Genomic DNA, 14,265 nt, shown 5'->3' on the forward strand with positions numbered 1-14,265 from the left:
AGGAACTGTCACCTATTCGTGCAGCAGACCCGTCTGCATGTTGTAGTTGAACTTGGCCCGCGCGACCGGCACCTTCCGCCGGTCGCCTTCGGAGACGTGCTTCACCGCGAAATCGCTCGTGTAACGCAATAGGAAGTGCTTGATCAGGTTGGTCGTGAGATCGGAGATCGTGTCCCTACCGACGCCATTGCTGACGAGCGCAAGCTTCTCCACGTGGCTGGAGCTCGTGATCTGCTCATCGCCGATGTTTCGGAGGAGGCTGCCGAGCGCTCCGTGCAGGGAGACGGCGAAGTTCCTCCCGAGGCCGTGCCCGGCGTTGCCGTCGACTGTGAACCCAAGCCAGTTCTGCCGCACCTCGCTGAAGGTGTACCAGCTCTTGATGCGGCCGGGGGACAGGGGCTCGTGGGCGTGATCCCGCAGGAATCGGAAGTAATCCACGATCTGCTCGTGCAGCGCCTAGTATTCTTCCTTGTCGCTGTTGAAGAGCAGGAACGGATCGATAAAGACCGGAAGGTCGGTGACCACGGAGATGTCGAATGCGCCCCACTCCTCTAACACCTGCGGGTCAACATTGAAGCGGTCGCTGAAGTAGATGCCGGCGGGATCAGCGGTCCATGATGTCGACCTCTCAGCCACGCTCAACCAATCGCCCTTGCGTCTTGTCGTACACATAGTCGACGATCTCGCCGGACATAATCATCGAGACCGCCTGGTTGATCACATCGCGAGGAACGACGAACCACTCCGAAGGGTCGTAATCGCGGCCCTTCCGATCAACCTGGGTGAGGTCGAGGCGCACGTCGGCGAACACCCGGTGTAGCAGGTTCTCTAGCGCTGAGGCCCTGACGTTGTACACACGGTAGTCAGCGACGATCTTGACCGGAGCCATCAGGTACGTTGGCGACATAGAGGCGCTCTTCACCCGCTGCTCGACGCTGGTGGTCGAGAAGCCAATCTTGTGCAAGTCTTTGATATTCGCGATCAGCGGGTCGGTGCTCAACGACTGCAGCACGTAGATGTGGCCTGTTTCCGTATCGCCGTCGAAAATCTCATTCAGGTCAGTCTTGGCACGAACAACTGCTTCGCCGCTCTGCTCATGGAGTCTGATGGAGAGCGACTGTCGATAGAGCGATGACTCGGTACCATTCTCGAAGATCACGCGGAGCCGCTGCTTTTGTTCAGCCTTGCCGCCCACAACCATGGTCTTGGATTCGCCGACCTCGGCAACGAACAACAGCATCCCGTTCAAGACGAAGAAACGGCCCTCCTCGATCGTCTGAACCCCCTGAAACGGTGCAAGACGCATTGAACCGTCGCGCAATCCAGCATGCGTTTCGGCGAAGAGATACTCGAAGCTGTCGAAGTCCTTCGCCCGTGTTCGTCGCGCCACTGAATCCGGTGCATCTGCCGAGCGCCGAACGGGAAGATCCGACACGTCGAGAATCCCAGACTCATCACTGAGCAGCTCGTTGAGGTCGTCGCCTTCCAGCAGGTCGTCAATGGATGTCGGCGCTTCGGATATCTCGAGCAGCCCGAACTCGTCGAGGTGCTTCACGGCCTCGGCTTTCGCCTCGTTGGACAGGAACCCGTCGAGGCGAGCTCCGAGCTTGCGCTCGGCGATCTCGCGCGTCTGCGAGCTGGGTGGTCGTCCTTCGGTCCGTCTGAACTCAACGATCTCGAGGAAGGCGCGTTCCAGCCGGTCTGACGAGGTGAGTTTCTTTGGCTTCTCGGCCGCGTTCAGGAGTTCGTCGTCGAGAATGTCGTCGAGCGTGATGACCAGATTCTCGTTCGACGTGAAGTCGATGGGCGTCATCACCGTTCTCCCGTCTCCGTCGCGGCCTTCTCTGCTTTACGCTGCGCCGCGAGCTTCTGCAGGAACAGCAGGGCCGCGGCCAGGCGCTTCTCGGTGGGGTCCTCGGACCGGATGTCCGGGTTCCTTCCGTGCACCTGCTTCCACGTCTTGATCTTCGGGAACAGTGACAGAGCCTCCTCCTCGGAGAACTCAATCCTCGTCGAGGTGATCGTGTCCTGGATCAGTCGGAGCACAGAGGGGGTGACCGACTTCGACAGCACCTCGAACGCCCGCTGGAACGGATTCACCGAGTCGATGAGGTTGATGTTCAGCTCGTCGATGCTCACGAACTTCTCGGCCATCTTGATGAAGCGCTTGTCGCCGACCTCGCGCACCTCGCCGTTCTTGATGACCGAGTCCACGACTACTTGCTGGCGCACCTCCTCGACCTGTTCCTCTGTCAGATCCGGGTACTTCTCGCGGATGATCTTCGGGATCAGCACCTTGTTCGTCGTCTCGGCGTCGACCGAGCCCGCGGCGGCACGGGCGAAGGCGTCGTCCTGCAGGATCGTCGCCTTGAGGTCGTTCAGGTCGGTCGCGACGATCTGCTTCACACGGTCGCTGGAGGGCTCCTTGAAGCCCTTGATCTTGAGTTCGCCCTTCTTCGCCGGCTCGTCGTCGAACTTCTTGGTCTTGAAGTTGAAGTTCGGTGCGAGCACCTGCTCCATGAGGAGCGACGCCGTGATCGCCTTCAGCATGTTGTTCACCGACACTTTGACCTCTCCTTGCGAGGCGTCGGGCTCGGCGATGAGGTTCGTAAACTGCGCGTGCGACTTGCCAGAGCTGTCGCGGGTCACGCGCCCGATGATCTGGATCACCTCGGTGAGGGAAGCCCGGTAGCCGACCGTTAGAGCGTGCTCTGCGAAGGGCCAGTCAAAGCCCTCCTTCGCCATGCCCAGCGCGATGATGATGTCGACCGCGTCACGTTCTTTCGTGGCGGTGTGGGACAGGTAGTGCAGCGTGTCGCCGCGCTTCTTCTGGTCGGTGTCGTCGACGAGATCCGCGACCCGCACAATCTCGCCGGTGTCCGAGCGGCGCACGCCGATGATCCCCGTGTCGGGATCGGTCGATTCCACGTGACCGATCGCGTCGATGATCCGGCCGACTTCCTCGAGCTTGTCCTTCGTGGACTCGCCCGAGTTCACGCTCGGAATATGCACGATCGTCTTCTTGTCGAGGTCGAGCACCTCATGGATCGCATCCGTGTACCGGCCCTGGTAGAAGTGATGCCCGATACCCAGGGACCGCAGGTGCTCGTAGCCGTTGAGCTGGTCGTAGTAGTTGAACGTGACCGGGGTGAACTTTGCCTCGTCCTCGGGCGACAGTACCGGCACCGAGTCTCCGCGGAAGTACGAGCCGGTCATGGCGACAATGTGCACGTCAGACCCACTCATTACGTCGCGCAGCAGAGCGCCCAGCCGCGAGGTCTCGGTGTCGGCCGAGACGTGGTGGAACTCGTCGATCGCCAGCACAGTGCCGTTGAACGACTCCGGAGCCAGCTTCTCGAACGCGAAGCGCAACGTGGCGTGCGTGCACACCAGCACCGCGTCAGGCCCCTCGAGGAACTCGATGAACGCGTCGACCTTGCCCGCAGACGAGCCCGCGTCGCACAGGTTGTGCTCGTCCTTGATCTCCCAGTCCGCCCAGAAACCGTGCTTCGTCAGCGCAGTCGAGGCGAACGACGCGCCGATGGACCGCTCCGGCACCGCGACAATGACCTTCCTGCGGCCCTGGTTGTAGAGCTTGTCCAGCGCCACGAACATCAGCGCGCGGGACTTGCCCGACGCCGGCGGAGCCTTCACCAGCAGGTGCTGGGCGTCGCGTTGCTCGAACACGCGCTGCTGCATCTCGCGCATGCCCAGGACGTCGGTATTCACCGAGGCCTTCGTCTGCGCATAGGTGACGTTGACGATGTTGACGGGCTTGTTGATCGCGTTCACTTCGCAGTCCTCCGGGTCTTCTTCGCCGGGGCCGACGCAGCCTCCTCAGCTGTCATGCGCTCGTACAGCTCGAACAGGTCCGACAGTCGCTGCTCGTCGGACTCATATGGCTTCTTCGAGTAGATCGAGTCGACCAGAGCGTCGATCTCCGCGTGCGCGTCCCGCAGGTCCCGCGGCATCTTGTCTGGGTCGTAGAGCTCCGCCAGTGTCTGCTCACAGTGGTATTCGCGCACGTCCAGCACCCGGAGTGCCGCGATCGTGAGCTTCTCCTTGGTCGTCTCCGACAGCGGAGGCACCGGGAAGTTGTTGTAGACAATCGTGTTCGAGTAGCGGAGCCGAGTCTCCAATTGGCCGCCTACTGCTCGGGTCCACGCCATGTGCATGCGTGACGTCAACAGTGCGAATAGCCACGGCTCTGCGTCGTAGACAGCGAACGCCTGATCATTGATAACCCATCCCGGCTCCAGATACCCGATAGGTATGTAAGACCGACGTTCCGAGGACACCCTGGGCACGATGATCGCATCGGTGGGCTTGTAACGAACTTCTGCAAATTGAAACGCAACATTAGCGAGTTGCTGCGTAGCGAGTTTCTTGCTCTCGGATCGTGTAGCGGCAGTGCGTTTCACCCGATCGGCGATCGTGGGGATCGACCTTACCTCGTCTGCGTCCCTTGGTTCGATCCAGAGGCAGTACCGATCTCGCCCGTTGATGAAATCATCAGCGCCCGTGTACCTCTTGATGTACACCGTGCTCACTGGCGACGCGGTGATCAGGGATTCTCGATCGCTCGATGAAAGGATCAGATTGCCGCCGTCCGCGGGTTTTGAACCGAAGAGCATTGGTGGCAGCTGTGTATTCAGGGGCTTAGTGCGGCGAGTTGCGATGACGTCGGTCCCGTCGGCGAGATATCCGTTGATATTCGTTGCTTCGATCTGCAGTCCATCCGTGAAGATGTACTTCGGCTGCGCCGACCTGTTCCTCAGCGAGATAACCGCTACCGTGACGCCAGCGTTGTACTTCGCATTGTTCTCCCACTTGAACGAGGTGTACGCATAGCCGATCTCGAGGCCAAGCGCAAAGATGCCTGGGAACATCAGCTCAACATGCTGCCCTTGCGCCACCGAGTTCGTCGTCACGAAGGCAAGCTCCGCCTGCGTAGACGATATGTATCGAGCGCCCTTGATAAACCACAGCGCTATGTAATCGAGGTTCTTCGGATAAGCACTGGAGCCGAAGACCGGCAGGAAGTCGGCCTTCATCTCTGCTGTCTGCTCACTAGCCCCCTTGTACGGAGGGTTCCCGATCAGGTAGATCTCCGTCTCGCCGTCGTTCGGACAGACCTCGTTCCAGTCCACTCGTGTCGCATTGCCGGCCTTGATCTGTCCTGTCGCCTTCAGCGGGATCAGCGGGATATCGACCTTGAACTTCTCGCGGAACTCCCTGTTCATCTGGTGTTTGGCGATCCACAGCGACAGGATCGCGACCTCCACCGCGAAGTCGTCGATCTCGATTCCGTAGAAGTTCTCGATGCTGATCTTCGAGTCGGCCCACAGGACCTGATGCGACGGGCTCAGCTCGGCGAGACGCTCGAGAATCGCGTGCTCGAGCTTCCGCAACTCCTTGTACGCGATGACGAGGAAGTTTCCCGACCCACAGGCGGGGTCGAACACCTTTATGGTCGCGATACGGTCCAGCAGCCGGACCAGCCGGCGCTCGCTGCCCTGCGACTGGTTGAGCTCCTCCTTCAGCTCGTCGAGGAACAGCGGCTCGATCGTCTTCAGGATGTTCGGCACCGACGTGTAGTGCTGGCCGAGGTCGCTGCGCTTGCCGGGCGTGACGATCGCCTGAAACATCGAGCCGAAGATGTCGGGGTTGATGTCTCGCCAGATGAGCTTCCCCGAGGCGATGAGCTCGTCGCGCGCCTGCTTCGTGAAGCGCGGCACGACCTGCTCGTCGGTGACCGTGAACAGTCGGCCGTTCACGTACGGGAAGCCCGCGAGGTGAGTCGGCTTGTCAGCTGGATCGGCAGTGTCCAGTGCCTTGAACAGCTCCGTCAGGAACTCTGCGAGGTCCGACCCATCGGGCTGGGTCTGAGACCCGACCGCGTTCGTGAACTGGTTGTCCTCGAAGATTCCAGTGTCCTCGGCGAAGAAGCAGAACAGAAGCCGGGTGAAGAAGATGTTCAGCGAGTGACGCCCCTGCACGTCGTCGAAGATGCCCGGGTTCGCATTCAGCAGCTCGTCGAAGAGCTTGCCCATCCGCTCGGCCGCCTTGACGTCGGCGTGCGACTCCGCGACGTACTGCGCTTTCTCCATACCCGCCCAGGGGAGGAAGAAGGTGAAGTGCTGGTCGATCTCCCGGATGGGGAAGCCGATCGTCTCATTCGTGTTCGTGTCGTGCGCGATGAGGTCGACGTAGTCGGTGGCGATAACGAAGCGCGTGCTGAATCGGACGACTGCCGGAGTCGTCTTGAGTTCCTCGAGGGCCTCCAGCGGGTCGCCGTTCGCTTCCTTGAAGTAGACGACGTTCTTCTGCGCGACCTCGGTCGAGGGATCGACAGCGACGTTCAGCGAGCCGTTGCGGAGCCTTGTGACATTGCCCTGAGGCTTCCCGTAGGCGAGCAGCAGATCGAAGATGAACTCTCGGTTATACATCTCTCTGCCAGCCAGAGGCGCGACGCGCTCCTCGATGGCTTTCAAGCTGAGTCCCGCCATATGGATGTCCTACTTTCACACGTGCTGCTCCGAAACAGCAAGTCATAGCGCGCCTTTGACTCCTCAATGAGGCAGCGCGTCACGTCGTGATCATCCTATCGGCGGGGTACGACACCCGAATCTGCGGGAAGCCTCGTTGGGGGGGCCGAGTACGCCGGTCGGCGCGAGGGCTCGGTACCGGTCGGCCAGACTCCGTACGCCGTGCTCAGTGCAAACGAACGCGACCCTCGCACCGTGTTCGTTCTCCGCCCTCAGGTGTCCTGCTCGAACATAGATGGCTCGATGCCTTCGAAAAGCGCTCCGGCCTCGACGCCTAGCGACGCGGCGATGCGCACCAGCGAGCGAACGCGGGTCACAGCTTAAGCCGAGTTCTCTTCCGCGATCGGCAGTCCGGTCCGGTAGTCAGTTTGCGGTTCGCCGCGATCGGCGCGCCTCACGTTCTCGGCCATGTGGGCGACCCGCTCCTCCCAGTCGTGTCCGTCGGTCACGCCGCCCGTCAGGAGCAGATTCTGCCGGGCGATGAGTTTGTCGCAGTCTTGGATGATCTTTGTGTTGGCTTGGGCGACGGTTGGGAAGATCCATCGGATGTGTTCGACCATCGCGTCCAAATACGGCGCGATGAGCGGCGACAGGTGAACGCTCTCTCCGCTCGCCTTGATGAAGTTCTTCGCGTCGCTGGACCACGCCTTCTTGTCCTCAAGGAGCGAATCAGAGTCGAGCGCTACCCGCGCAGCCGATGCCTCGCCAATGGTTCCGCTGAAGCGCCACGGAGCCGCGACATTGTGGAGCACGTAGTTGCGCAGCTTCGCGAGGAATGGGCCGCCGGGGTGGTCTTTCATGATGACGGCGGCGCGTTTCGCGTAGTCGTCTTGGATCGTCTTGCTCTGAGCTCGGACGACGGCTCGGCTCTGGTCGATGACCGCTCCGAGGCCAGCCGTATAGGCGATGGTGACCTGGTCGAGAGACCGAATGATCCATTGCTGCTTCGTGCGGTCGCCGGTGTTCCGCATCAGCTCGGCCATGAACTCTTCGTCGTTCTCGCACTTGTTCAACAGGTCGGCGAAAGAGACGGAAAAGCCTGCCCATGCTTCGAAGACGCGTTTGAGCTGATCCAGGCGATTGGCGAGGCGATTCCCCGGGTGCTGGCTAATCCGCTTCTCCAGGTCCTCGATCTCCTGAGCGTCGGGATTCGTCCAGTTCAGCGACTCGGGGTCGAAGCCCTCATCATCGTTTCTCACGGGAACAGTTCTCCATCTTCAGTCAGGCCGGACGGTCGGTCGAACGCGGCAGGAGCACGTCCATCATGGGGCCGGCGGTCGCTCCTGGTTCGAGGACGAGAGCTGCTTCGAAGCGGGGCCCGTTGGTCATGTCACCGTCCCACTCGTAGACGACCGTGCGGAGGGTGTTCAGATAGTGTCCGATGAGTACGGCCACGGGGAAGGGGCCATGGAATGCAAGGTGCACCTCTGCTCTCCCGTAATCGGCGGAGAGGCGCTTGATGTGACCGGCCAGCGCCTGACTGAGACGCCCTGCTTCGCGAGAATCGATTCGATCGGAACCGGTCGCTGAGAGAATCTCGACTGCGGCGAAGCCTTCGGGGGAGTCGGCCACGAGGCGTTCGAAGGCCTCACGATCCGGGGCCGGCGTCAGCGTGATAAAAACGGCGACCCTGTCCGTTTCGGTCGACGGTGCAGCGCCTGTTGAGGGCTTCGCTGACGTGAAGTTTGTGGTTATTGGGTCGTCGGTTGAGGGGGTGGACTCCCACGAGTCGCCCCGCACATCGAGAACAGCGAGATTGCCGATCTTGGTTTCCGGGAAAGCAGCACCCAGCGCGAGCCCGATGGACAGATGAGCGCCTCCAGAGATCTGCACCCGCTTCGCTCCAGCAGCAAACACGGCATCACCGGTCAGCGGGAGTGTGCGGCGCAACAGGTGGAGCCCCTCGGAGGAGGGGAGCCGTCCCTCGGTCGCGGCTTTGATCCGAAGGTGCAGGTCGTCGTCGTCGGCGTCGATAGCAAACGGGTCGGGGCGGCTCTGAATCCGGATCGTGAAGTCCCTGCTCTCCGCATGAATCTGTGGCCTTCGTTGCTCGATGCGGTGCATGAGGAGATCGCGAACGATCTCGATCTCACCCTCGGGCACGAGCATGTTGGCTTGCTTTTTGTCCGCGAGTGTCCTCGCCGGCGCGAGTCGCAACAGCCGGTCTGGGGCGTCGTAGTCACACTTTCTTGGGCTTCGAAGCCGGGCGACCTTGTTAGCGATGCACAGACTGAACGCGGGATCACGATCAAGCTCAAGGAGCCGTGGGAGTTCGCGTTCACGGACGATCTCGCTGGCAGCGACCTCAGGTGTGACGATAAGCACGCCCGCCGATAGCCCCTGGGTGAGTGCCTGCTCGAGTCGGTCGGTTGTCGTGCCAGGGCGAAGATCGACACGGTCTCGCCACACGACGAGCCCGGCCGCCCGGAGAAGATTTTCCAGCGCCTCCGCCTGCTGTGTCCCGTCTGACTGTCGGTAGGAGATGAAGACGGGGCCGTCGCCCCGCACTGCGCCGTCGGGGAGTGGGCCCAGTGGGTCGAATCGCGTGGGAAGAGTCACGGTCGCTTCCTTTATGGTGGCGCGCGCAAGTCGTCTACGGCGGGCGACAAGCCCGAAGAATCTGCCAACGCCGCCCGGCGTGAAGACGAGCAGAGCGACGGGGCTGTCGCTTGCGCTGGCGGCAGCTCGCATGGCATCGCGGTCGATCGAGCTGGGGCCGGAAGGCGCGGGATGGCTGTGCCATTCCCCGACGTAGCCGATGGGGTCATCTGCTGCTCGATCGGTAAGGAACGCCGCGAGACGGGCGTTCGCCAGCACATCATCGCGAACGTAGCGGTCCTTCGTCGCGGCAGCGCTGTCGACGACGAGGGCGTGAGTAACGACGACGTCGTTGTCCTCGTGGTATCCGAGAAGGATGCCCCCGATCTCGAGCGGGAGATGCTTCGCTGACTCCGCCGCGATCGTCTCGTAAGCGCCTGGACGGACGTCGATGCTCAGGGTGGAGCGCGTCATTGGGAAGTCCTTGCTGCAGCGATGAGCACGTCTCGCACTTCGCCGGAGGGGTGGAGTGGGCGGTCAGTGAGAAGCCCGATCGCGTGGCGCACGGCCGTTGCCGCAGCCTCGATCGCGACGTGAGGGGGCGTCGGCGAGACCGGGCTGCCGCACCCTGCTTCGAAGAGCGGGGGCGCGTCGCCCCCGCCGCTTGAGCGAGGCAGCGCGTCAGCCTCGTCGAGCGGCGGGAGCAAGTCGATGCGAAAGGCCGTACCGTCATCCTGGATCGACACAGAGACGATCCGCTTCTGGACGGACTTCGCCATGACGTGAAGCAGTGCCGTGGTCGCGAAGTCGGCGCTGGCGTCCACGACTAGTTCGTGATTCGTCAGGAGTTCCATGGCGGCATCACCCGAAGTCACAGCCTCCACGAGTCCCTCGACGCTGCCAGGCGGGATCTCGTGCCGCGAGATGAGATGCCGCCGCACGGCGGCGGCTTTCGGCAGACCCACCATTTCGGAACCGACGAGGTGACGGATGAGGTTGCCGGGCATGACGATGTCATCGTCAACCAGCGTGAGATAGCGGACTCCTGAGCGCACGAGCATATCTGCCACGAAAGAGCCGATCGCGCCGACGCCGACGATGGCGACCCGCGCCTGCCCAAGCCGGGGCGCGATCAGGCCCGCGCGGGCAGTCCTAGCTGCGGTGGTGTCAGCTGCAGCACGCAGGCGTCGAACATCGATGTCTCCGTCTTTCGTCGGCCGCACCTCGAGGGTGATCGCGGCGTCGTGGTCGCCTCGTCGATAGATCAACACCACGATCGTGATGAGCTTGTTTCGGATACGCCGGTCCAGGTCCACACTCGGATCGATCCGGGCTGCCACGTCCGCCCAAGTCCTCGGCGGAGTGTCGATTTCGCCGAGATCGGCGATATAGCCGAATCGGTCCTTTCTGTGCTTGGAAGACTTCGCCGGGCGCGTACCGCTCCCGATCCGCATCGTGCTATTGCTGCTCGGTCGGAATCGCACGAAACTGTTTCGACGGTGGGCGAGATCATCGTAGAGATACAGGCGCTCATCCTCGGACGGATGGAAGTACCGTTCGAGATCTAGGTCGGGTCGGTCCGCTGGCCACCCGGCGTCGGAGTCCTCGAGCCAGGCGGCGATGTGCTCCAAGAATGCCGCCGCTTCGGTCCACCACAAGTCGTCATGATCGTCCTCTGCGACCAGGCATAGGGACCCGTCGAGCTCTCTGTGCCATGACCAGGGGACGGCGTCGGGATCGACTGGGTTGACGCGCGGTGGACGGAACGGAAAGCGCACGGGAAGCAAGATCTCCACGTCCGTCGCCTCGCCTGAATGCGCGATCTCGCCTCGCCACCCGCGTTCGTTCTCTGTGAAACCGGCGCGGATCAGTCCTTCTTCAAAATGCTGACGCGAGTATGCGACGTATTCTTCGTGCTCGGCGGTCATCAACCGAACGTCCTCGTGCCAGCCGGAACCAACCGCTCGCCCGCGGAGATCGCGAACGCGCGCTTCGAACCGTCTTCATTGAAACCGGGGGGCATCGGAAACACCGTCTCGTCGTCCCCGTTCTTGCCGAGCAGCTTCTGGAAAGCGAGCGCTGCCTTGCCCTCGTGCTCCTCTGCGAGCGCCGCCTGAGCGTCGTCTGCAGCATCAGCGAAACGGCGCTGAGCCAATTCCAGTTCGTCGTCGGTCGCGCGAATGCTGATCGTGTGACCGGGGAGCGTCGGGTCATCCACCTCGATGCCATAATCGACGAAGGCACGTACGATCTTGGACACTTCGCCGAGCGCCGAGACGTAGTACTCGGCGTGGTCGTTGCCCGTCACCTGGCCGGAAGCGAAGGCCTGGTATGTTGCGACCTCGATGAAGAAGCCGCCGGGCTTCTTGGTGCCGAGGAGCGAGCGCCGAGTCTGCCGCAGAAGCTTCACGGTGGGGACGTAGAAACCATCGTGCGCTGCATTCATCTCAGATGAGAGCGAAGTGAGTGACTCCGGGTTGGTGCGCACCCATTCGTTGTCGTTCCCCTTCTGCGGTATCTCCCAGGACTCGCCGTCCCAGTACGGGCGTGCGGGAACAGCGTCGACATAGAGGTCGTACTCGGGGAAGGAAACCTGCAGGCTCCGATCCTGGCGTTTGGTCCGGAGATGCCCGTCGGCGTCTCTGCCGAACTCGGCATCCAGAACCGAGAAGAACCGGTCGAGGATCTCCTTCGACGTGACATCGTTCGGCAGCTCGGGAAGTCGCACGAACACATCGACGTCCTTCACACGCTTGATCGAAACGCTTCTCTTGTAGGAACCGATCAGCACCGGATTCACCCCGTAGCCAGTGAGCTTCGGATCGGCCTCGAGAACTTCGCGAACCAGGCGATGCGCCTCCGGCGCGTTGGCCTTGTCGTCGCCGGGCTCGATAGAGCTCAGGGCATCTTTGAACTGCTGCTTCAGATGGGTCATCGGGTGCTCCGCTCTACGTTCGATTGATTCCTACGAGTGTACGAGCGGCCTCCGACGTTGGATTCGCGGCTGCGGTACGCAGCTTCTCCGCTTCTGCTTAATCAGAGTCAGAGCTTCACCGCACCGACTCCCTACGATGGAACCATGACCGCTCCGCAGGCACTGCAGCAGCCACAGCTTCCCGAGCTCCTCATCGTCCCCGACGTCGCCGCCTGGCGCGCCTGGCTCGACGAGCACGAAGACACCTCCGACGGGGTCTGGCTGGTGCTCGCGAAGAAGGGGACGACCGAGCCGACCACGCTGAGCTATGCGCAGGCGCTCGAGGAGGCCCTGTGCAGCGGGTGGATCGACGGGCAGAAGGGCAGCCTCGACGCGGCGACGTTCCGCCAGCGATTCACACCGCGCCGCCGCGCGTCGATGTGGTCGCAGCGCAACATCGGAATCGTCGAGGAGCTGATCGCGCAGGGACGCATGCGCGAGCGCGGCCAGGCCGAGATCGATCGCGCCAAGGTCGACGGTCGCTGGGAGCGCGCATACGCGGGATCCGCGAAGGCCGAGGTGCCCGACGATCTCACGGTCGCGCTCGCCGCATCCGAAAAGGCCGCCGCGACGTTCGCCTCCCTCAACGCTGCCAACCGCTACGCGATCCTGCACCGCCTCATGACCGCCTCGAACGCCACGACTCGCGGCAACCGGCTCGCCAAGATCCTCACGATGCTCGAGAACGGCGAGACTCCCCACCCGCAGTAGGGCAACAGCTAGGAAGGCACGGCCGCCGCGAACCACCTTGCGGCGGAGCCGACCAGGTGGATCCCCGACCGCACCATCCGCGTTACACCCGATATTTGCGCTCCGGGACGATCGCGCCCACCATGGAGCTCATGACCGAAACGGGAACGACCGCCGCCAACCTCGCCGCTGCGCTGAGCGCAGATGAGTCTTCGGCGCGCCTGCAGGCGGCGCTCACCGCGGGCACGCACCCCGACGACGCGTACCTGGAGCCCCTGATCGAGCGCTGCGCCGTCGAGCCCGACTTCTACGTGCGCGACATGCTCACCTGGGCGCTCACGCGGCTGTCGCCCGAGATCGTGCTGCCGCGCGTGCTCGAGGAGACGCGATCCGACGTGCCGCAGGCGCGCAGCCAGGCGCTGCACACACTCTCGAAGCTCGGCGACGAGCGCGGATGGCACGCGATCACACCCGCCCATCTCCACGACGCCGACGACGAGGTCGCCCGCGCCGCCTGGCGCACCGCAGCCGGGCTCGCGCCACTCGACACCCACGCGGATCTCGCCCGAGAGTTCTCCCGCGAGCTGGGGCGCGGCGACCTCGACGTGAAGCGCAGCCTGAGCCGTGCCTTCGTGGAGCTGGGCGAGGATGCGATTCCCGCGCTGCAGGCCGTCACGATCGACGCCGCGCACGACAGCGAAACGGCGCAGCACGCGCGGGCGACGCTCCGGCTGATCGAAGACCCCGAGGCCACCTTCGTGCTCGAATAGCGCCCGACGGCGCGGGATCGGGAGCGAGATACTGCACTGCGCGAGGGATCTCGGGCGACTCGGGCGAGGGATCCCTGACGGCCCCCGGCGTCGCGCGAGAGGGATCCCTATCGGTCCCTGTCGACCTCGATCAACCGTGCATCGATCTCGCGGCCGTCGATGGTCACCTCCATCATCGTGCAGCGCGGCTGCCTGCGGCGGTCGGTGGGCGACCCGGGGTTCAGCAGGCGCATGCCGCCCGGCGAGACGGTGTCCCACGGGATGTGCGAGTGCCCGAACACGAGCAGGTCGACTCCTGGGACCTGCTCGTCCATGCGCTGCTCCCGGCCGCGCGTCTGGCCGGTCTCGTGCACCACCGCGACCGAGACGCCCTCGACCGAGAACCGCGCGACCTCGGGCAGCCGCGCCCGCAACTCGGGGCCGTCGTTGTTGCCGAACACGCCGTGCAGCACGCTCGCCCGCGACGCGAGCAGGTCGAGTGTCGCCTCATCGACCCAGTCGCCCGCGTGCACCACGACGTCCGCGGCCCCGGCGGCGTCCAGCACCGCCCCCGGGAGGCGCCGCGCGCGCTTCGGCACGTGGGTGTCGGCGAGCAGCAGGAGCGTCGTGGTCACCCTCCCATCCTCGTGCCGCGGGAGCTCCTCGGGCAATCCCCGGAGGCTCCTCGGCCGGCCCCTTACACGCGCGCCGTCCCACTACCACTGCGACGCGGGCCGCACCACCCCTCGTGCCGCCCGCGCGGCGG

General features: G+C 63.3%; 12 protein-coding genes. 2 read left to right on the plus strand and 10 right to left on the minus strand.

What is annotated here, in order from left to right:
- Positions 1-12 precede the first annotated feature (12 nt).
- The 9 genes from J4H91_RS03005 to J4H91_RS03045 form a co-directional block, all read right to left on the minus strand.
- Entirely contained in the window at positions 13-438 is a 426-nt protein-coding gene (locus J4H91_RS03005; protein ID WP_208044779.1) for a hypothetical protein, read from the minus strand.
- Between the two features lie 18 nt (positions 439-456).
- Positions 457-636 (minus strand): hypothetical protein, encoded by a 180-nt coding sequence (locus J4H91_RS03010; RefSeq protein ID WP_208044780.1) that lies wholly within the window; start codon positions 634-636, stop codon positions 457-459.
- Positions 629-1,813, minus strand: coding sequence for a GIY-YIG nuclease family protein (locus J4H91_RS03015; RefSeq protein WP_208044781.1), 1,185 nt, complete (start codon positions 1,811-1,813; stop codon positions 629-631). The genes J4H91_RS03010 and J4H91_RS03015 overlap by 8 nt, the downstream gene beginning before the upstream one ends.
- Positions 1,813-3,792, minus strand: a complete 1,980-nt coding sequence (locus J4H91_RS03020; RefSeq protein ID WP_208044782.1) for a DEAD/DEAH box helicase — start codon at positions 3,790-3,792, stop codon at positions 1,813-1,815. The genes J4H91_RS03015 and J4H91_RS03020 overlap by 1 nt, the downstream gene beginning before the upstream one ends.
- A complete protein-coding gene (locus tag J4H91_RS03025; protein WP_208044783.1) occupies positions 3,789-6,509 on the minus strand; it encodes a DNA methyltransferase in 2,721 nt (906 codons plus the stop codon). The genes J4H91_RS03020 and J4H91_RS03025 overlap by 4 nt, the downstream gene beginning before the upstream one ends.
- 359 nt (positions 6,510-6,868) lie before the next feature.
- Positions 6,869-7,747: a hypothetical protein gene (locus tag J4H91_RS03030; protein ID WP_208044784.1), complete on the minus strand. Its 879-nt coding sequence runs from the start codon at positions 7,745-7,747 to the stop codon at positions 6,869-6,871.
- A gap of 22 nt (positions 7,748-7,769) precedes the next feature.
- The gene (locus J4H91_RS03035) at positions 7,770-9,560 is read right to left on the minus strand and encodes an SAVED domain-containing protein (protein ID WP_208044785.1); all 1,791 of its coding nucleotides are present in this window, start codon (positions 9,558-9,560) and stop codon (positions 7,770-7,772) included.
- Positions 9,557-11,014 carry a ThiF family adenylyltransferase gene (locus J4H91_RS03040; protein ID WP_243752573.1) on the minus strand — a complete coding sequence of 486 codons (1,458 nt, stop codon included), beginning with the start codon at positions 11,012-11,014 and terminating at the stop codon, positions 9,557-9,559. The genes J4H91_RS03035 and J4H91_RS03040 overlap by 4 nt, the downstream gene beginning before the upstream one ends.
- Entirely contained in the window at positions 11,014-12,021 is a 1,008-nt protein-coding gene (locus J4H91_RS03045) for a nucleotidyltransferase domain-containing protein (RefSeq protein WP_208044787.1), read from the minus strand. The genes J4H91_RS03040 and J4H91_RS03045 overlap by 1 nt, the downstream gene beginning before the upstream one ends.
- Before the next feature lie 144 nt (positions 12,022-12,165).
- On the opposite strand from J4H91_RS03045, the gene J4H91_RS03050 reads away from it, so the two are divergent.
- Complete coding sequence (locus J4H91_RS03050) at positions 12,166-12,771, plus strand: YdeI/OmpD-associated family protein (RefSeq protein ID WP_208044788.1); 606 nt, start codon at positions 12,166-12,168, stop codon at positions 12,769-12,771.
- A 131-nt stretch (positions 12,772-12,902) separates the two neighbouring features.
- Positions 12,903-13,520 carry a HEAT repeat domain-containing protein gene (locus tag J4H91_RS03055; protein ID WP_208044789.1) on the plus strand — a complete coding sequence of 206 codons (618 nt, stop codon included), beginning with the start codon at positions 12,903-12,905 and terminating at the stop codon, positions 13,518-13,520.
- Positions 13,521-13,627: 107 nt separating this feature from the next.
- Here the strand turns inward: J4H91_RS03055 and J4H91_RS03060 are convergent, their stop codons facing one another.
- Positions 13,628-14,134: a YfcE family phosphodiesterase gene (locus tag J4H91_RS03060; RefSeq protein ID WP_208044790.1), complete on the minus strand. Its 507-nt coding sequence runs from the start codon at positions 14,132-14,134 to the stop codon at positions 13,628-13,630.
- Positions 14,135-14,265 lie beyond the last annotated feature (131 nt).

The organism is Leucobacter ruminantium, assembly GCF_017565705.1.
Taxonomy (GTDB): domain Bacteria; phylum Actinomycetota; class Actinomycetes; order Actinomycetales; family Microbacteriaceae; genus Leucobacter; species Leucobacter ruminantium.

Bases quoted from the DNA above. Each gene is read 5' to 3' on its own strand.
- J4H91_RS03015 (WP_208044781.1), bottom strand. From the start codon at position 1,813: ATGACGCCCATCGACTTCACGTCGAACGAGAATCTGGTCATCACGCTC.
- J4H91_RS03025 (WP_208044783.1), bottom strand. From the start codon at position 6,509: ATGGCGGGACTCAGCTTGAAAGCCATCGAGGAGCGCGTCGCGCCTCTG.
- J4H91_RS03035 (WP_208044785.1), bottom strand. From the start codon at position 9,560: ATGACGCGCTCCACCCTGAGCATCGACGTCCGTCCAGGCGCTTACGAG.
- J4H91_RS03040 (WP_243752573.1), bottom strand. From the start codon at position 11,014: ATGACCGCCGAGCACGAAGAATACGTCGCATACTCGCGTCAGCATTTT.
- J4H91_RS03045 (WP_208044787.1), bottom strand. From the start codon at position 12,021: ATGACCCATCTGAAGCAGCAGTTCAAAGATGCCCTGAGCTCTATCGAG.
- J4H91_RS03050 (WP_208044788.1), top strand. From the start codon at position 12,166: ATGACCGCTCCGCAGGCACTGCAGCAGCCACAGCTTCCCGAGCTCCTC.
- J4H91_RS03055 (WP_208044789.1), top strand. From the start codon at position 12,903: ATGACCGAAACGGGAACGACCGCCGCCAACCTCGCCGCTGCGCTGAGC.